The organism is Vibrio cincinnatiensis, assembly GCF_022113815.1.
GTDB classification, from domain to species: domain Bacteria; phylum Pseudomonadota; class Gammaproteobacteria; order Enterobacterales; family Vibrionaceae; genus Vibrio; species Vibrio cincinnatiensis_A.
Window position 1 is genome coordinate 153,653 of sequence record NZ_SGOM01000005.1, and the last position, 18,463, is coordinate 172,115.

Annotated in this window: 16 protein-coding genes; 7 read left to right on the plus strand and 9 right to left on the minus strand. The window is 45.5% G+C overall.

Going from position 1 to position 18,463, the window contains the following annotated elements:
- Positions 1–141 precede the first annotated feature (141 nt).
- Entirely contained in the window at positions 142–1,485 is a 1,344-nt protein-coding gene (locus EXA13_RS08595; RefSeq protein WP_238132804.1) for an MATE family efflux transporter, read from the plus strand.
- 54 nt (positions 1,486–1,539) lie between these two features.
- Here the strand turns inward: EXA13_RS08595 and rraA are convergent, their stop codons facing one another.
- The 7 genes from rraA to priA form a co-directional block, all read right to left on the minus strand.
- The gene (gene rraA / locus EXA13_RS08600; RefSeq protein WP_238132805.1) at positions 1,540–2,061 is read right to left on the minus strand and encodes a ribonuclease E activity regulator RraA; all 522 of its coding nucleotides are present in this window, start codon (positions 2,059–2,061) and stop codon (positions 1,540–1,542) included.
- 75 nt (positions 2,062–2,136) lie between these two features.
- On the minus strand, positions 2,137–3,054 hold the full coding sequence (locus tag EXA13_RS08605; protein WP_238132806.1) for a 1,4-dihydroxy-2-naphthoate polyprenyltransferase: 918 nt from the start codon (positions 3,052–3,054) through the stop codon (positions 2,137–2,139).
- Positions 3,055–3,143: 89 nt separating this feature from the next.
- A complete protein-coding gene (hslU, locus tag EXA13_RS08610) occupies positions 3,144–4,475 on the minus strand; it encodes an HslU--HslV peptidase ATPase subunit (protein ID WP_238132807.1) in 1,332 nt (443 codons plus the stop codon).
- A gap of 38 nt (positions 4,476–4,513) precedes the next feature.
- Positions 4,514–5,068, minus strand: coding sequence for an ATP-dependent protease subunit HslV (gene hslV / locus EXA13_RS08615; protein ID WP_238132808.1), 555 nt, complete (start codon positions 5,066–5,068; stop codon positions 4,514–4,516).
- A gap of 241 nt (positions 5,069–5,309) precedes the next feature.
- Positions 5,310–5,852 (minus strand): SPOR domain-containing protein, encoded by a 543-nt coding sequence (locus EXA13_RS08620; protein WP_238132809.1) that lies wholly within the window; start codon positions 5,850–5,852, stop codon positions 5,310–5,312.
- A gap of 123 nt (positions 5,853–5,975) precedes the next feature.
- A complete protein-coding gene (gene cytR, locus EXA13_RS08625; protein ID WP_238132810.1) occupies positions 5,976–6,980 on the minus strand; it encodes a DNA-binding transcriptional regulator CytR in 1,005 nt (334 codons plus the stop codon).
- A gap of 257 nt (positions 6,981–7,237) precedes the next feature.
- The gene (gene priA / locus EXA13_RS08630; RefSeq protein WP_238132811.1) at positions 7,238–9,439 is read right to left on the minus strand and encodes a primosomal protein N'; all 2,202 of its coding nucleotides are present in this window, start codon (positions 9,437–9,439) and stop codon (positions 7,238–7,240) included.
- Positions 9,440–9,683: 244 nt separating this feature from the next.
- Between priA and rpmE the strand changes: the two genes are divergently transcribed.
- The gene (rpmE, locus tag EXA13_RS08635) at positions 9,684–9,902 is read left to right on the plus strand and encodes a 50S ribosomal protein L31 (protein WP_078927111.1); all 219 of its coding nucleotides are present in this window, start codon (positions 9,684–9,686) and stop codon (positions 9,900–9,902) included.
- Positions 9,903–10,160: 258 nt separating this feature from the next.
- A complete protein-coding gene (locus tag EXA13_RS08640) occupies positions 10,161–11,438 on the plus strand; it encodes a malic enzyme-like NAD(P)-binding protein (protein WP_238132812.1) in 1,278 nt (425 codons plus the stop codon).
- 64 nt (positions 11,439–11,502) lie between these two features.
- Here EXA13_RS08640 and metJ read toward each other — a convergent pair whose 3' ends face one another.
- A complete protein-coding gene (gene metJ / locus EXA13_RS08645; RefSeq protein WP_078927113.1) occupies positions 11,503–11,820 on the minus strand; it encodes a met regulon transcriptional regulator MetJ in 318 nt (105 codons plus the stop codon).
- Positions 11,821–12,067: 247 nt separating this feature from the next.
- On the opposite strand from metJ, the gene EXA13_RS08650 reads away from it, so the two are divergent.
- The 3 genes from EXA13_RS08650 to metF all read left to right on the plus strand — a co-directional run bounded on the left by EXA13_RS08650 (position 12,068) and on the right by metF (position 16,813).
- Positions 12,068–13,234 (plus strand): O-succinylhomoserine (thiol)-lyase, encoded by a 1,167-nt coding sequence (locus EXA13_RS08650; protein ID WP_238132813.1) that lies wholly within the window; start codon positions 12,068–12,070, stop codon positions 13,232–13,234.
- On the plus strand, positions 13,228–15,639 hold the full coding sequence (locus EXA13_RS08655; RefSeq protein WP_238132883.1) for a bifunctional aspartate kinase/homoserine dehydrogenase II: 2,412 nt from the start codon (positions 13,228–13,230) through the stop codon (positions 15,637–15,639). The genes EXA13_RS08650 and EXA13_RS08655 overlap by 7 nt, the downstream gene beginning before the upstream one ends.
- A 286-nt stretch (positions 15,640–15,925) precedes the next feature.
- Positions 15,926–16,813: a methylenetetrahydrofolate reductase gene (metF, locus tag EXA13_RS08660; RefSeq protein ID WP_238132814.1), complete on the plus strand. Its 888-nt coding sequence runs from the start codon at positions 15,926–15,928 to the stop codon at positions 16,811–16,813.
- 74 nt (positions 16,814–16,887) lie between these two features.
- Here metF and zapB read toward each other — a convergent pair whose 3' ends face one another.
- Positions 16,888–17,130, minus strand: coding sequence for a cell division protein ZapB (zapB, locus tag EXA13_RS08665; RefSeq protein WP_078927117.1), 243 nt, complete (start codon positions 17,128–17,130; stop codon positions 16,888–16,890).
- Between the two features lie 313 nt (positions 17,131–17,443).
- On the opposite strand from zapB, the gene glpX reads away from it, so the two are divergent.
- Complete coding sequence (gene glpX, locus EXA13_RS08670; protein WP_238132815.1) at positions 17,444–18,451, plus strand: class II fructose-bisphosphatase; 1,008 nt, start codon at positions 17,444–17,446, stop codon at positions 18,449–18,451.
- The last annotated feature ends 12 nt before the right edge of the window (positions 18,452–18,463 follow it).

Below are 18,463 nucleotides of genomic sequence, written 5' to 3' on the forward strand. Positions count from 1 at the left end.
GCATTGCTGGCCTTATTATTTTCCCCTATCCACCTTCCCAAAGAGCCTCTGGTGTAGAAAGTATGAAAGAGGGTTTCGCCCTAGTCCCCTTTAATAAGATCAAGTATCCTTATCCCTTCATTCTTTACCTTGTTGTCCGCTATGCATGATAAACACGGCTTATTATCCGCTCCTATCCCTCAAGTATTACGTCAGATGACGCTTCCTATGACGGTTGGCATGGTAGCGGTGCTCATGTTTAACCTCGTGGATACCTTTTTTATCTCCCTACTCGGTACTCAATCTTTAGCGGCCATCAGTTATACCTTTCCTGTGACATTCGGCTTGAACTGCATCACCATGGGAATAGGTGTCGGTTTATCAACCTGTATTGGACGAGCCTTAGGCCGAGGGGAAACTCAGCAAGCTGCTCGACTCAGCAGCCACGGGCTATTGTTAGCCGTAAGCTTAGTCATGTTGGCGGCAATACTGGGTGTGGCAACGATAGATGAACTTTTCCCATTGCTCGGCGCACAGGCTGAACTTGTGCCGCTCATTAAACAGTATATGCAAGTCTGGTATTTCACGATTCCGTTATTAGTCATCCCCATGGCAGGTAGTAGTGCTATCCGAGCAACCGGAGATACCAAAACTCCAGCCAAGATCATGTTATTAGCGGGAATCATTAATGGGGGGTTAGATCCGCTACTCATTTTTGGCTATGGTGCTATCCCCGCATTGGGAATTCAAGGAGCGGCGATTGCCAGTGCCTGTTCATGGCTTGGTGCGTTATTCTGTTCGCTATACGTATTAATTAAGCGAGAAAAATTGCTAATTTTGCCAAAATTGGCACTGATCTCCCAAGATTGGCGGCAAATTTTACGCATTGCAACTCCAGCGGCTTTTTCCAGTGCGATGACCCCAATCAGTGGGGCACTCTTGATGATCATTCTTTCTCAACACGGCACTACAGCTGTGGCGGCTTTTGGTGCAGCTCAACGTATTGAGTCAATTCTACTGTTAGTGTTGATGTCTCTCACTTCAGCCTTAACTCCATTTATGGCGCAAAACTTGGGCGCTAAACAACCTAAACGTAGCTTTGCAGGCTTGTTCATTGGCATGCGCTTTTCCATTCTATTTCAACTGATGATCTTTATGATGATGGTGCCGCTCAGCATTCCCTTGGCGGCGTTATTTTCTCAAGAACAAGCCGTTCGCGATTTACTCTGGCACTATTTATTAGTCGTGCCGATTAGCTATGGCTTCCAAGGTATTGTCATGATGCTGGTTTCAGCACTCAATGCACTGCACTTACCGATTAAAGCTTTTCAGTGGAGTTTTATGCGCCTATTTATTTTCACTTTGCCCTCAGCGTGGCTTGGCTCATATTGGTATGGCGTAGAAGGATTATTTATTGGTATTGCTCTTGGCAATATCAGTGGAGGGGTATTCGGATACTTATATGCGCTGTGGTTGCGACATCGATGTTTGATGGCTACGCCATAGCTACAAAAAAAGCCGATGTAAACGATCGGCTTTTATCAAATCTCCGAAAGGAAATTAATGCTCGGTTAACTCTTCTTCCGTATCCACGTCTAAATCAACATTGAGTGGTTCAGGTGAAAGAATAATCCCCGTGTTATCCGCATACAGATAATCTTCAGGTAGGAAAGTGACACCAGCAAAGTTCACCGCCACATCCACTTCACCAATGCCAAGAGACGTTGCCCCAACAGGAATAGAAGCTAATGCCTGAATGCCAATACTCATCTCTTCGAGTTCATCTACTTCACGCACACTGCCGTAAACGACAATGCCTTCCCATTCGTTTTCTTCAGCTATGGCAGCCAACTCAGCATCAATCAATGCTCGGCGTAAAGAACCACCACCATCAATCAATAGAATACGTCCAACACCGTCTTGCTCCAAAACCTCACGGATTAAGCCGTTGTCTTCAAAACATTTAATGGTAGTGACTTGTCCAGCGAAGGATGCGCAGCCTCCAAAATTGCTAAACATGGGTTCTACCACATCAACCTGATCGAGATAGATATCGCATAGCGCAGAGGTGTTGTATTCCATAGCTTTACTCTCTTAACGAACCGTTATCCCACGAGTATATAGTGTCAGTAAGTCAATGCAATGACAGAACGCAAATTAACTCGTGAGAGTTTGAGCGATCACCACTCCAACAAATAAAAGGTTGGTGATCAAAGAACATTTCACTACAACCGGAAGCATCGGTGCAATCTGTGCGGGTTTATTTGTTGCCCATACCGCACGGCCATGTTGCAGAACAACAATGACACTTAATAGGAATGGTAGGCTTATCCAAAGCGGCTTATCTTGCATCAATAGATAACTGGCAAACGAGAACATCGCCCCCGACAGCAGTAAGAAATGATATGTTTTAGCGCGTTGTTGCCCCAAACGAACCGGAATCGTACGTTTACCACATTCGGCATCATTTTCAATATCGCGCATATTATTCACATTGAGTACTGCTACGGCTAATAAACCACAGCCAAGTGATGGCAAAAAGAGGCTCCACTCAATGTGACCAGTATGCAGAAAATAACTGCCAGAAACCCCAAGTAAACCAAAAAAGAGGAATACCGAGAGGTCACCCAACCCAACGTAGCCATACGGTTTATTACCAACAGTGTAAGCCACCGCCGCCAACATAGCTAAAATACCTAAGCCGATAAAAGCAAGAATACTGTGTAAACTGTCTAGGGAATAAAATACCAACGCTAAACCAGCAAGAATCGTCAATACAATATTGATCACCATCGCCTGTTTCATATCGCTCAGAGAGACCGCTCCCGACTGAATCGCCCGTATCGGCCCCAGACGTTTTTCGTTATCCGTCCCTTTTACCGCATCACCATAATCATTGGCTAAATTCGACAAAATTTGCAGTAAAGTCGCCGTTAATAACGCCAACAGGGTAACTGGCACCGAAAAATGCCCAGATGAAAAAGCCAAAGCAGTGCCAGTAAAGATAGAAACCAGCGCGAGAGGAAGTGTTTTTGGCCTTGCAGCATCCACCCAAATACGTAAAGAGTTATTCATAACGATAAAATATAACTGAACATGGAGGCCCAGTATACGCGTAAATGGGGCGGATAAAAAAGCCCACCAGATCAAGGTGGGCTGAGAAATTACAAGATAAAGCGGCTTAAATCTTCATCTTCGACCAATTCGCTTAAACGACTGCGAACATAAGCGGCGTCAATCGTGAACTCACTTCCCGACTTTTCTGTCGCGTCATAAGAGATCTCATCCATTAAACGTTCCATCACAGTATGCAAGCGGCGGGCACCAATATTTTCAGTACTTTCATTCACTTGCCATGCGGCGTCTGCAATTTGTTTAATACCATCTTCGGTAAAGGCAATTTGCACATTTTCCGTTTTCATCAACGCAATGTATTGCTCAGTTAAGGACGCTTTGGGTTCAGTCAAAATACGTTTGAAGTCATCACTAGATAGTGCTTCTAACTCAACTCGAATCGGAAGACGCCCTTGTAATTCAGGAATCAGGTCTGAAGGTTTGGCTACTTGGAAAGCCCCCGAAGCGATAAATAAGATATGATCGGTTTTGACCATACCATGCTTGGTCGAAACGGTACTGCCTTCAATCAACGGAAGAAGATCACGCTGCACCCCTTCACGAGAAACATCAGGGCCAGAACTTTCACCGCGTTTACAAATTTTGTCGATTTCATCAATAAAGACGATGCCATTGTTTTCCACATTGTAGATGGCTTGATCTTTTAACTCTTCTTGATTCACCAACTTCGCCGCTTCTTCTTCCACTAACGCCTTCAATGCATCTTTAATTTTCAGCTTGCGTTTTTTCTTGGTATCACCCGCGAGGTTTTGAAATAAACCTTGTAGCTGGTTGGTCATTTCTTCCATACCGGGAGGAGCCATGATCTCAACCCCCATTTGTGGCACCGCTACGTTGATTTCAATCTCTTTATCATCCAGCTTGCCTTCACGCAGTTTCTTTCGAAAAACTTGGCGAGTAGAAGAGGACTCTTCACTTTGCTCTGATTGACCCCAAGCATCACGAGCTGGGGGCAATAACGCATCGAGAATCCGCTCTTCTGCCAACTCTTCCGCTCGGAATTTGACCTTTTCCATAGCTTGTTGATGAGTCAGTTTTACGGCAACATCGGTTAAATCACGGATGATGGTTTCAACTTCCTTACCAACATACCCCACTTCGGTGAATTTAGTCGCTTCAACTTTAATAAAAGGAGCATTCGCCAGCTTCGCTAAACGGCGAGCTATTTCCGTTTTACCGACCCCTGTTGGGCCAATCATCAAAATATTTTTGGGCGTCACTTCGACACGTAAGCTTTCATCAAGCTGCATACGACGCCAACGGTTACGCAGAGCAATGGCTACCGCGCGTTTGGCTTTCTCTTGACCGATAATATGACGGTTTAATTCGTGAACAATCTCACGAGGAGTCATTTCTGACATGATCGATTCCTTAACATTCGCTTTCGGTAGGCACCGAGTTATTGGTTTTCCTGAGCGATCAACGCTTGAGGGATTTCCAGCTCTTCAATGGTGTGCTGATGGTTGGTAAATACACAGATATCACCGGCAATATTAAGGGCCTTCTCAGCAATGTCTCTCGCATCTAGCTCTGTATTTTCTAGCAAAGCGATCGCGGCAGCCTGAGCAAAGTTACCCCCAGAACCAATGGCGATCAAATCGTGTTCAGGCTGAACCACATCCCCATTACCAGTAATAATCAATGATGCGGTTTCATCCGCAACGGCCAAAATCGCCTCTAGGCGGCGTAAAGCGCGATCACTTCGCCAATCTTTCGCCAGTTCTACCGCGGCTTTGGTCAAGTGCCCTTGATGCATTTGTAATTTGCTTTCAAAGCGCTCAAATAAAGTAAAAGCATCCGCAGTGCCACCAGCGAACCCCGCAAGAACTTTATTGTTGTATAGTCGACGGACTTTACGCGCATTGCCTTTCATGACGGTATTGCCCAGTGAGACTTGCCCGTCTCCGGCAATCACCACTTTATTATTACGACGTACAGATACGATGGTAGTCACGTGAGGACCTCTTTTATGCTTTTCACTAGGATGTTAGAGAGTATATGAGGATAAGGAGAAAACATTTCAAGGGAAAAACCTTGCTTCTCGTAATGAGATCCCCCGCTTAACGATGGCTTATAATGAATGATGACTGAATCCCAGTAAGATTAAATGACCGCTAAGTACCACAAACGCTGGGGGGTAGATAAAAGCAAAGAAGGCATCACCCTACGGCTTTGCCTTCTCACACTTATTGATTTTATTGACGTTCTTTCCAAATAGCACAAGGTTCGATTTTAGCACGCTGTAATTTATGTCGATCGCGTTCAGCCTCACGCTTAAAGGTATAAGGACCTAAAACGACTCGATACCAACTGCTGTCTTCTTTCTTCCGAATTTTACTGGTCAGGCCTTGAAAAGCGATATCCAATTTACGCGCTTCCGCTTGATGCATTGTTTTATAAGCGCCACACTGCATAATGTATGGAATATCTGAAATCTCTTGCTCTTTGGCAATGACTTCGATCTCACGATTCGGTAACGACTCAACATAATCCCATTTCTCGGTAGGTGGAGGAGGAATGGTTTCGGTCGGTGTTACCTTCGGTTTGCTTTTCGACACACTGGTACTTTTCGGTGCAGGCGGCTCAGGCTCCAAGCTTAACCGATACAAACCATAGATAAACCCACTCAATAAGATGAGTGCCAGTAACCCACTGCGCCAAGGTTTACGGCGGGGTGCTGTTTTCTTGGTCGGCTTTTTGGGACTACGACCACGTCTTACATAATCTTTATTAGCCACAGACAAATTCAAACGTTGACAATTTGGCCCACATGTTAATGTAGTTTGCGTACAGATAACAGCACCAAAACGTCAGCAAGCGAGCAAATCATACTCTCCAAGTATTAAGGAAAATCTCTATTATCACATTCTCGGAGGCGCAGCACTGTCTCGAACCACTAAATGGGTTTCTAGCAAGCGAGAGCCCGCTCTTACATCATGCCCACGCAGTAGTTCTAACATCATTAACATGGCTTGACGGCCAATTTCATACCGCGGCTGTGAGATGGTGGTTAATGGTGGATCGCAATATTGTGCAAACTGGATATCATCAAATCCCACTACCGATAAATCTTGTGGAACACGCAACCCTAACCGTTTGGCTTCCTGCATGGCACCAATCGCCATCGCATCGTTATGACAGAAAATAGCCGTAGGTGGCTCAGATAAAGCCAGTAGTTGACGCACGGCTTTTGCACCAGAGTCAAAGGAAAAATCGCCCACAACATGGTAGGTTGGATTTTTTGTCAAGCCCGCTCGACGTAGTGCTTGCTGATAACCTTGCTGACGAAATTCGCACAAAACGGCACCTTCTGGGCCACTGATCTGAGCGATACGCTTATGCCCCATTTGAGTTAAATAGTTAACCGCTTCAAATGCAGAGGTCAGGTTATCAATGTGTACGGTCGGCAATTCAAGTTCAGGGGCATATTCACACGCCATCACCATGGGTGGCAAATTCTTCTGTTCTGATTTACTGACATCAAACGGTAAGTCAGCACCTAGCAATAACATGCCATCCACTTGCTTCGTGAACACTAAATTGACAAAGGAACTTTCGCGTTTTCGCTGTTGACCACTGTCCCCTAATAACACGAGGTAACCATGTTCCATAGCCGCATCTTCAATACCACGGATGATCTCGGTATAATACGGGTCACAAATATCAGGAACAATCGCCACAATGGTTTTGGATTCATTACGTCGTAAATTACGTGCTAAAGAATTGGGGGAATAGCCAGCTTCTAAAACCGCCTCTTCCACCCGTTTTCGGGTCGAAGTAGAGACTTTTTCAGGATTCATCAACGCACGAGAAACCGTTGCGGTAGAAACACCTGCAAGCTGGGCAACATCCTTCATTGTCGCCATGTTAAGTTTATCCTCTCTTTATTCTTTATCTTTGGGTCAGCGTCTCGCTGTTGATCCGGCACAAGCGACCAACAATGTCATCGATTCAGCTTTAGTCTGCCTTACGAAAACGATTCACTAACGCTATCATGTTGATAGTGTATTGTTTTCTGTAGAGAAAGTTACGGCTTAATTAACAAAATTTGCATTGCAAGTGTGACCATTATCACGAACAAGGAGTTTTCAGTTTCTCCCCCCAACCACACGCATCACATTTCTCAACTTAAATCCTGAGGCTCAATATCCATGCTCCAACGCACTTTGCTGGCTAAGGGCAATAACTGAATGGCGGATTTTGAGCTGGTCAACAAACGTTGCATCATGCTGCGCGTTGGCGTTTGTAAAAGCAACTGCCAACGATATTTCCCCGCTCGCTTGGCCAATGGTGCAGGAGTGGGCCCCAACACGGCCGCACCTTGTGCAAACAGTGGATGGACTTGCAATGTTTCTCGCACTTGCCTTAGAAAAGTTTCAACCATAGCGGATTGGTTCGCTTCTGCACGAAATAGCGTTAAATAGGTGTAAGGGGGAAGTTGAGCCATTTGCCGCTCAGCTAAGGCGGTATGCGCAAAATCGTCATACCCTTTATGCAGCAAAGCTTGCAACAAGCGATGCTCTGGATGATGCGTTTGTAACACCACTTCTCCAGGTTTACTGGCACGACCAGCACGACCAGCAACTTGAATAAATAGCTGAGCTAAACGTTCAGCAGCACGAAAATCGCTACTGTATAGTGAACCATCGACATCCAGTAGAGCCACTAAAGTAACGTTAGGGAAATGGTGACCTTTAGCCAACATCTGAGTCCCGATCAATATTTGATACTGATTATCACGAATGGCCGTTAAAGCTGACTCTAGACTGCCTTTGCGGCGCGTACTGTCTCTATCAATGCGAATGGTTTGATAGTCAGGAAAAACTTGAGCTAGCTGCTGCTCAAGCTGCTCAGTACCCACCCCAACGGTGACAAGATGAGTAGAACCACACTGTTGACATTGCTGAATAGCCGCTCTTTGCGAACCACAGTGGTGGCAACGAATTTCGTTACTGTATTGATGATAAGTATAGTAAGCGTCGCAACGCTGGCAGTCAGCAATCCAGCCGCATTCATGACACATGAGTGCGGGGGAAAATCCACGCCGATTCAAAAACAGCAATACCTGATTCCCTTGCGATAAATGACGACGCATTTCGGCAATCAAAGGCGCAGATAAACCACTTTCTAGATACTCACCTTTAATGTCCAACACTCGGTTTTTCGTTGGTAGTGCCACTCCAGCCCGCTGGGTCAATTGTAGGTGGTGGTATTTACCAATTAATGCATTATGCAATGTTTCTAAGGCTGGGGTAGCACTGCCTAAAACAATGGCCACTTGCTCAAGGTTTGCCCGCATGACCGCGACATCTCGCGCATGGTAGCGTAAGCTATCTTGCTGTTTATAAGAGGTATCATGCTCTTCATCGACGATAATAATGCCGAGTTCCGAAAAAGGCGTCAGCAACGCAGAACGCGTACCAATGATGATCCCTGCGGCTTTATCTCGCGCAGCCAGCCATGCATTAAGGCGCTCAGTGTCATTCAGCCCAGAGTGAATCACTACAACCGGAACCGTAAAACGCTCACGAAAACGTTGGATCGTTTGCGGAGTTAACCCGATTTCAGGAACAAGGACTAGTGCTTGTTTGCCCTGCTCCAAGACCGGTTTTATTAGATTAAGATAAACTTCCGTTTTTCCAGAACCCGTTACGCCTTGTAAAAGATAACAAGCAAACCCCGCCTGGCTATTGACCGTGGCAATAGCAATCGCCTGTTCTTGATTTAACTTCGGTTTATCAACGTTCGCTTCAATTTGTTCAGGCCAAGGCTCACATTGTGGTGCTTGCTCTTTAACTTCAATCCACTGCTTGTCCCGTAGAGCATTGAGCGTGCTACTACTCACCCCTTCATCTAGCAACATTTGATGAGACAAAGGACCGACTTGCAGCAAATTCATCACTTGCGCTTGCTTGACCGCACGACCAAACCCCTGCATGAATTGGTTTCGCCCCAATTCAGTTAAGCGCCACTCTTTGCTAACCGCAAACTCGGCCACCTTTCCTTTACGCAAAGCACTCGGCAGCGCATTAGCTAACGTTTCACCAAGAGGATATTGGTAGAACTGGCTGCACCACTGAAGTAACGCGTACAGCTTATCTGGCCAAAGTGGTTGAGTATCTAATACCGATTGAATCGATTTGAGCTGCGTCAGCGGAAAATCCGACTCGGACACCAACGCGGTGACAATGCCCACTAACGTTTGACGACCAAAAGGCACCAACACTCGCCCTCCAATCAATGGAAAGAGGTGAGAGGGAATCAAGTAGTCGAATTGCTTATCAAGAGGAACAGGCAAAGCAACACGAGCAATGGTTGGGCGCATAACTATCCGTCAGCCGTCAAAAAGGAGCAGAAAGCACAGTCTACTGGATGACGCAAAGAAATTCGACTAACAAAAGTGGTGAAAATAGCGCCGAAACCTGTTGATCCTACAGCGAGGATTCATTACTATATCGCGCCTTAAAGATGCTTGGTATCTTACTGGCATCTGAACAGTATCATTAACATTACGTGTGGTGTCCGGCAAAGATTCGGATAGCGACACGGCCTACATTTGAGGTTATCCCATGAAAGCTGGTATCCACCCAGAATACAAAGAAGTTAGCGCAACTTGCTCTTGCGGCAACGCTTTCACTTTCCAATCAACTCTTGGTAAAGAAAGCATCTACCTTGACGTTTGTGACAAATGCCACCCATTCTATACTGGTAAACAACGTATCGTTGATACTGGTGGCCGTGTTGATCGCTTCAACAAACGTTTCGGCGCACTATCAAGCAAGAAGTAATTCCTGCTTTAAGCAAAGATTACCAAAGGACGCTACGGCGTCCTTTTTGTTTGTATGGATTCACTCCCTCTTTTCCTCTTTCGCCCTTTCAGTCACCACAGATTGACTTACTACCCAAAGAATATAGCGAGTAAGCTGGTCTTATCAGATTAAATGACGCTCCCTTTGTTCACTTTGAATACAATCCCGCCTAGGCAGTTTGCCTGACATCCTTTAGAATGAGTTGTTCGTTAACAAAACAATAAGAGAACCGCCCCTATGCCAGAAGACCATCACCAAGACCTTTCTCCGGAAGAAGCATTCCGCCAAAGTGCCCTTGATTATCACGCGTTACCCACTCCGGGGAAAATTGCAATTGCTTTAACAAAGCCGGCTGATTCCGCTGCTGACCTTGCACTGGCTTACAGTCCAGGTGTTGCCGAACCTGTACGTGAAATTGCACAAAATGCTGACAACGTCTACAAATACACCGGGAAAGGCAATATGGTTGCCGTTATCTCAAATGGAACGGCCATCCTTGGTTTAGGTAACCTCGGTCCAATGGCCTCTAAACCGGTTATGGAAGGGAAAGCGCTTCTGTTTAAACGGTTTGCTAACCTAGATTCAATTGATATTGAAGTAAAACACCGCACCATTGATGAATTTGTCGATACTGTTGCGAATATTGCAGATTCTTTTGGTGGTATCAATTTAGAAGACATAAAAGCGCCAGACTGCTTTGAAATCGAACGTCGCCTGATCGAACGTTGTGATGTACCTGTTTTTCATGATGACCAACACGGTACTGCGATTGTGACCGCCGCAGGTATGCTCAACGCCATTGAGCTGCAAGGAAAAGAGCTCAAAGACTGCATTATTGTCTGCTTAGGCGCAGGTGCAGCAGCAGTTGCCTGTATGGAGCTGCTGATTAAATGTGGCGCTATGCGCGAAAAAATTTATATGCTGGATCGCAAAGGGGTGATTCATACCCGTCGAGATGATCTCAATGAATATAAAGCCTTATTTGCCAACAACACCGATAAACGTACGCTTGAAGATGTCATTGCTGGTGCTGATTTATTCCTTGGAGTCTCAGGCCCAAATTTACTGCCTCCTGACGCCTTGAAACTGATGGCAGACAAACCCGTAATTTTTGCGTGTTCTAACCCTGACCCAGAAATTAAACCAGAATTAGCGCATCAAGTTCGTCATGATTTGATCATGGGAACAGGCCGCAGTGATTATCCAAACCAAGTGAATAACGTACTCTGCTTCCCGTTTATTTTCCGGGGAGCTTTGGATGTAAGAGCCAGCGAAATTAATGATGAGATGAAACTAGCAGCGGTTGAAGCAATTCGTCAATTGGCAAAAGAGCCCGTGCCAGAGGCCGTACTACAAGCGGCGGGGGTAGAAAAACTCAGCTTTAGCGCAGAATACATCATTCCTAAACCAATGGATCCACGCCTATTGTCTCGCGTAGCAAGAGCGGTTGCACAAGCTGCCGTCGATTCTGGGGTTGCTCGTATCGACATGCCAGAAAACTATATGCAAGGCTAAAACTGAACTGGACCTTCTGACCAGAATAAAAAAACCTAGCGCTGCTAGGTTTTTTTATTGGTGCTTATTCGTCATAGGCTTCGAATTCAATTCCCATCGCGGTCATTAATGCTTTCGCTTCGGTGGGAATATCATCTGGGCGATCTTTTCGTAAGTCTTCATCAGTTGGTAACGGCTGACCGGTGTAGGCGTGCAAAAAGGCTTCACACAATAACTCACTGTTGGTTGCATGGCGTAAGTTATTGATTTGACGACGAGTACGTTCATCAGTCAGTACTTTCAGTACTTTTAGTGGAATTGATACCGTGATTTTTTTTACCTGTTCACTCTTTTTCCCATGCTCCGCATACGGGCTAATATATTCGCCATTCCAGTCTGCCATTGCGCACCTTCGTTGTTTGCATTCGAATCTAAATAATCAAAGACCCTAATTTTAGCGGGATTTACTGCCATAAGCAAAGACATATAGACATCCAGAAGTATTGACGTCTCATTTTTTGATAAGTAAAGTGTAAACCTTATCGCTAGGATAAAAAAATAACGTTATTCATAACCACAACTATGAGATAAGTTGCGTGAATTAACGTACTTACACTCGTATCGGACGCTTATCAGGAAAGGAAACAGTTATGACCCTTCGCAAGTCAGCCACCATTGCGGTTCGAACCGGTATTGAATCAGACACTCAATACCACGCCGTTGTTCCCCCCATTTATTTATCAACCAACTATGGCTTTCCTGCATTTGGTGAAGTGCCAACCTATGACTATACACGCTCAGGTAACCCAAACCGAGGGCTGCTTGAACAGGCCTTATCTGAATTAGAATGCGGGGAAGATGCCATTGTAACCAACTGCGGCACATCCGCTATTAACCTGTGGATCTCCACCTTTCTTACCCCGCAAGAATGGATTATTGCACCACATGATTGCTATGGCGGCACCTATCGATTACTCAATTCTCGAGCAAAAAAAGGGGATTTTAAGGTATTATTCATCGACCAATCCGATCCGAAAGCTTTGACTGATGCATTAGCGCTCAACCCTAAACTGCTGCTAATCGAAACACCGTCCAACCCATTGGTCCGAGTTGTCGACATTGCCAACATTTGCCAGCAAGCCCAAGCAGTGGGTACCTTAGTCGCGGTCGACAATACCTTCCTCACACCGATTTACCAAAAACCCCTAACTTTAGGGGCGGATTTCGTGATTCACTCCACAACCAAATACCTCAACGGTCACTCGGATGTCATCGGTGGCGTGATTATCAGTAAAACGAGCAAACACGCAGAAGAACTCGCTTGGTGGGGTAACTGCCTCGGTTCCACTGGTACACCGTTCGATAGTTACATGACACTGCGTGGATTACGCACTTTGGCAGCAAGAATGCGGGTGCATGAAGAGAGTGCCCAACATATTTTGGCTTATTTACAAAGCCAACCTTTCGTCGCCACCATTTATCATCCCAGTTTAACCTCTCATCCAGGCCACGCTATCGCCAAGAGGCAGCAAACCGGCTTTGGTTCTATGCTCAGTTTTGAGTTTGCAGGCTCATTTGAACAACTCAAAGCTTTCGTGGGTCACCTTTCTCTTTTCTCATTAGCCGAATCATTGGGTGGAGTGGAAAGCTTAGTCTGTCATCCCGCCTCGATGACTCATCGAGCGATGGGTGAAGAAGCATTAGCAAAAGCAGGCGTTTCAGAACAATTATTACGTTTATCGGTTGGCTTAGAAGATGTGGCAGATTTAATTGCGGATCTGGATCAAGCCTTTAAGCAAGTACAGGAGAGCTGTTAATGGAGAGACAACTGCATAAATTTGGAGGAAGCAGCCTTGCCGATGCGGCTTGTTACCAAAGAGTCATCAGTATTCTTAAAACGTATTCACAAGCCGAAGATCTGATTGTTGTCTCAGCCGCAGGAAAAACCACCAATCGACTGATCGCCTTTTTAGAACATCTAGAAACCGATGGCCGCATCGCTCATGAATTATTGCAATCGTTACGTCAATACCAAAGCAAGCTGATTGAAGACTTATTACAGGATGATTTGGCTATCACCTTGTTGGAAAAACTTCATCATGAGTGCTCAGTACTGGGTGAGTTGTCTGCCCCTCTTTCCAGCACAGAACGAGCCGCCGTGCTTGGCCATGGTGAAGTGTGGTCTGCACGATTATTAGCCGCTTTATTAAATCAGCAGCAGCTTCCCGCCGTTGCCCAAGATGCCCGCGCATTCCTACGTGCAGAAAGCGGTCCACAACCCGAAGTTGACCGAGCTCGCTCCTACCCATTGCTTAAAGAAGCGTTAGCACAACATGCGCAGCAACGTATCGTGATCACCGGATTCATGGCACAAAATGATCAAGGCGACACTGTATTGCTAGGGAGAAATGGCTCCGACTACTCCGCAACGGTCATCGGTGCTTTAGCGAACGTTTCCCGCGTAACGATTTGGAGTGATGTGGCGGGAGTCTACAGTGCCGATCCACGAATGGTTGAAGATGCCTGCCTACTGCCACTGCTACGCTTAGATGAAGCCAATGAACTGGCTCGCCTTGCTGCTCCTGTTTTGCATAGTCGAACCTTACAGCCCGTCGCACAAAGCACAATGGACTTATACTTACGCTGCAGCTATCAGCCGGAATCGGGATCAACCCATATTGAACGTATTTTGGCTTCAGGACGAGGGGCAAAAATTATTACATCATTAGATGATGTATTACTGATTGAATTACAATTACCCTCAGGACAAGGCTTCCAACGCCTACAACAAGATATACAAGCACGCCTACAACGCGCTCAGCTCGAACCTCTGGCTTTTGACATTCAAGCCGACCAACACCAATTGCGCCTTGCCTATACCCGAGAAATGGCCAGTGAAGTCTTTACCTATTTACAAGACTCCGCTTTAGCAACCGAAAGCCGGCTCAAAGAAGGTTATAGCTTACTGGCCGCAGTCGGAGCTGGTGTAACCCGTAATGCCCAGCACAGCTTTGGTTTTTATCAACAGCTAAAAAATGCGCCCGTCGAGTTTATCAGTGCGGCAGAATCGGAACTCAGCTTGGTCGCCATATTACGCAGTACCCCATTGAATCAACGCGTGATTGAACTGCATACTCAACTGTTCCAAGCACAGAAACGCGTTGCAATTGCTTTATGTGGTAAAGGCAATATTGGTTCAAGCTGGTTAAAGCTGTTTGCAGAACAAAAAACCGAGCTGGAAAAACGCTACGGTATGAATTTTGAGCTCGTTGCAGTTATTGACAGTCAAACCTATTGGTTTAATGAACAAGGGATAGATGCCAGCAAAGTCCATGATTATTACCAAGATGAAGCCCAACCTAATGATGGAAAAACGTGGTTAATGCAGCTAGGTCACTTATCTGGCTATGATGAAGTCATCGTGTTGGATGTGACCGCAAGTGAAGAACTTGCTTATCGATACTTGGAGATAGCTCAACAAGGGCTGCACCTGATCTCCGCCAATAAAATCGCTGGTTCAGCCAGTAGTGAATACTACCAGCAAGTCAAAGAAGCCTTTAGCAAAATTGGCCGCCATTGGCTCTATAATGCGACGGTAGGGGCGGGCTTGCCGATCAATCATACCGTACGAGATCTAAGAGAAAGTGGGGATGAAATCACCGCACTCTCGGGGATTTTTTCAGGCACCCTCTCTTGGTTATTTCAGCAATATGATGGCTCTATTCCTTTCAATGAATTAGTCGACCTTGCATGGCAACAAGGGCTAACAGAGCCCGATCCTCGTCATGATCTCGACGGTTCGGATGTGATGCGTAAATTAGTGATCTTAGCGCGAGAATCTGGGCTAGACATTGAACCTCAACAAGTCAAAGTAGAATCCTTAGTTCCAGACGACCTACACCCTTTATCACTGGATGATTTTTTAGATCAAAGCCAGCAACTCAACCAAAACCTAGCCAAACGTCTCGCTCGTGCGCAGCGAGAAGAGAAAGTACTGCGTTATGTAGCAAGGCTAGAGAAAAATGGCAAAGCCACGGTTGGCGTCGAAGCTTTAGAACGCGAACATCCTTTAGCCAACCTGCTGCCTTGTGACAACATCTTTGCGATTGAAAGTAAATGGTATCGAGATAACCCGCTGGTAATTCGAGGCCCAGGGGCCGGACGAGAAGTTACTGCTGGGGCCATTCAATCAGATATCAATTTACTGGCAAGCTTGCTCTAGCCCCCCCACAACACGATCACTTTCAAGCTCACGAATCATAGTGAGCTTTTTCTTTTAACAAACAGAGACAAACCCGTAATTCCACGCTAAGTTAGGTTCACCATGCATTCATGAATTATCGAATAACACATTCACTCAGCTTGAAATAACCTCACGATCAAGATGAATAATCTTCATGATGCTAATGTTGACATTAAAATCAATTCAATACATCCTACAGACATATGGACGTCTATACGTAAATTTATCAATGTTCGCGTTAAGGCATTGGTACAGGGAGAGAAAAATGGGATACACGCACGCCAGTCATATCGACTCTTTAAATCAGAGTATTGCTGAAGTTTCAGATATCAATGTCTCTTTTGAATTTTTTCCACCCAGCACGCCTCAAATGGAAGAGACCTTGTGGAACTCTGTTCATCGACTAAAAAACCTGAAACCGAAATTTGTCTCTGTGACTTATGGTGCCAACTCTGGCGAGCGAGATCGTACCCATTCCATTATCAAAGCAATTAAAGAGCAAACCGGGCTCATTGCTGCACCTCACCTCACCTGCATTGATGCTAACCGAGATGAGCTCATTTCCATTGCTGATGATTATTGGCACAATGGCATCCAAAGCATTGTTGCTCTTCGAGGTGACATTCCTCCTGGAGGAGGTAAACCCGAAATGTATGCCTCAGATCTGGTTACTCTGCTCAAATCTCGCCATGATTTTGATATTTCAGTTGCAGCCTTTCCAGAAGTGCACCCTGAAGCCAAAAGTGCCCAAGCCGATCTTCTCAACCTAAAACGAAAAGTCGAAGCAGGAGCAAACCGAGCCATCACTCAGTTCTTCTTTGATGTAGAAAGCTATTTACGATTTAGAGATCGCTGTGTCGCCGCTGGCATTGATGTAGAAATTGTACCGGGTATTTTACCGGTTTCGAATTTTAAGCAAGCCTCTCGCTTTGCTGCACAAAACCATGTCAAAGTACCGCAGTGGATGGCGAAACAATTTGATGGTTTGGATGATGACCCCGTCACTCGTCAATTGGTAGGGGCTAGCCAAGCGATCGATATGATCCGTATTTTGAGCCGTGAAGGAGTGAAAGATTTCCATTTCTATACTCTCAATCGAGCTGAAATGACTTATGCACTTTGCCACACGCTAGGCGTTCGCCCTACTCTATAAATTCTCGATATAAAAAACGCCGCTCTTAGATGCGGCGTTTTTTATTGATTCAGTCTGTTAAAGTCAAAGTGACCTTACTCAACCTCTTCCATTTTACCCAATAGGCTGCGAATGCGCTCTTGCCACTGTGCATGTTCTTGTTCCATTTGCTGCGCTTTCTGTTCTAGAGCTTCGCGGCTTGATTTTAGCTCATTCGCTTCTTCCGCTAATTTTTGTTTTTCTTCTTTTAGCTCTTCAACTTCCATTTGCAGTAAGGCGATTGTATCAACCGCCGTTTGAATTTTTGCTTCTAGTTGCTCTAGTACTTCAAAAGACATGGTACTTACCCTTTATTGATTCAGTTGAGTGAACGATCTTCACTTTATCGCTCCATTCTACTCAGCCAAGCGCAGAGAAACACTCACTATATTCGATCTTTCTCACCATTTGGTTAAAAAAAAGCCATAATTTTATAAGATGCGAAGATTCCTCCCTTTCACTGACAAAAAAAGACCAAGATCCAAGGCTTTTTTGTACTTGATTTTGATCCAATGCAACTCTCGGCCCTCGTAAATAGCAAACGTTTTCTTATTAGTATGCTAAAATTCGCGCAAATTTTTCCCCTCTTTCTAATCTCTGCTTGGAGTGATCATGAAACGCGATTTAGCAATGGCCTTTTCTCGAGTAACCGAAGGTGCGGCTTTAGCCGGCTATAAATGGCTTGGCCGTGGTGATAAAAATACCGCCGATGGGGCCGCCGTTGAGGTCATGCGGGCCTTACTGAATAAAACCGAAATAAAAGGTGAAATTGTGATTGGGGAAGGTGAAATTGATGAAGCCCCAATGCTGTATATCGGAGAGAAAGTCGGGCTAGGTGGTGATGAAGTTGACATTGCGGTTGATCCCATTGAAGGTACACGAATGACGGCTATGGGGCAATCCAATGCTCTAGCGGTACTGGCCGCTGGAGAAAAAGACAGCTTCTTAAAAGCCCCTGATATGTATATGGAAAAGCTGGTTGTTGGTCCTGGTGCGAAAGGTTGTATTGACTTAAATAAACCATTGGCTGAAAACCTAACCAATATTGCCAGTGCACTGAATAAACCACTCAACCAGTTGACCGTCATAACCTTAGCAAAACCTCGTCATGACCAAGTGATCAGTGACATGCAAAACATGGGAGTTCGAGTGTTTGCCGTGCCAGATGGTGATGTGGCCGCTTCTATCCTCACTTGTATGCCAGATAGCGAAGTCGATGCAATGTACTGTATCGGTGGCGCACCAGAAGGGGTTGTCTCTGCGGCGGCTATCCGTGCTTTAGACGGTGATATGCATGGCCGTCTTCTACCTCGCCACCAAGTCAAAGGCGAAACGGAAGATAACCGTATTTGGGGTGCAAAAGAACTGGCTCGCTGCCAAGAAATGGGCGTTGAGGCGAATAAGGTTCTGTGTTTAGAAGAAATGGCACGCAGTGATAATGTTATTTTTGCAGCCACAGGGATCACGAAAGGAGATCTGCTGGAAGGGATCACTCGTCAAGGTAATATTGCAACAACCGAAACCTTACTGATTCGTGGCCGCTGTCGCACGATTCGTCGAATTAAATCCACGCACTATCTAGAGCGAAAAGATCCAGAAGTACGAGAAATCATTTTGTAGTATGACTGGATT

Coding starts and splice junctions, on each gene's coding strand:
- EXA13_RS08595 (WP_238132804.1), top strand. CDS start 142: ATGCATGATAAACACGGCTTATTATCCGCTCCTATCCCTCAAGTATTA.
- rraA (WP_238132805.1), bottom strand. CDS start 2,061: ATGGAATACAACACCTCTGCGCTATGCGATATCTATCTCGATCAGGTT.
- EXA13_RS08605 (WP_238132806.1), bottom strand. CDS start 3,054: ATGAATAACTCTTTACGTATTTGGGTGGATGCTGCAAGGCCAAAAACA.
- hslU (WP_238132807.1), bottom strand. CDS start 4,475: ATGTCAGAAATGACTCCTCGTGAGATTGTTCACGAATTAAACCGTCAT.
- cytR (WP_238132810.1), bottom strand. CDS start 6,980: ATGGCGACAATGAAGGATGTTGCCCAGCTTGCAGGTGTTTCTACCGCA.
- priA (WP_238132811.1), bottom strand. CDS start 9,439: ATGCGCCCAACCATTGCTCGTGTTGCTTTGCCTGTTCCTCTTGATAAG.
- rpmE (WP_078927111.1), top strand. CDS start 9,684: ATGAAAGCTGGTATCCACCCAGAATACAAAGAAGTTAGCGCAACTTGC.
- EXA13_RS08640 (WP_238132812.1), top strand. CDS start 10,161: ATGCCAGAAGACCATCACCAAGACCTTTCTCCGGAAGAAGCATTCCGC.
- metJ (WP_078927113.1), bottom strand. CDS start 11,820: ATGGCAGACTGGAATGGCGAATATATTAGCCCGTATGCGGAGCATGGG.
- EXA13_RS08650 (WP_238132813.1), top strand. CDS start 12,068: ATGACCCTTCGCAAGTCAGCCACCATTGCGGTTCGAACCGGTATTGAA.
- metF (WP_238132814.1), top strand. CDS start 15,926: ATGGGATACACGCACGCCAGTCATATCGACTCTTTAAATCAGAGTATT.
- zapB (WP_078927117.1), bottom strand. CDS start 17,130: ATGTCTTTTGAAGTACTAGAGCAACTAGAAGCAAAAATTCAAACGGCG.
- glpX (WP_238132815.1), top strand. CDS start 17,444: ATGAAACGCGATTTAGCAATGGCCTTTTCTCGAGTAACCGAAGGTGCG.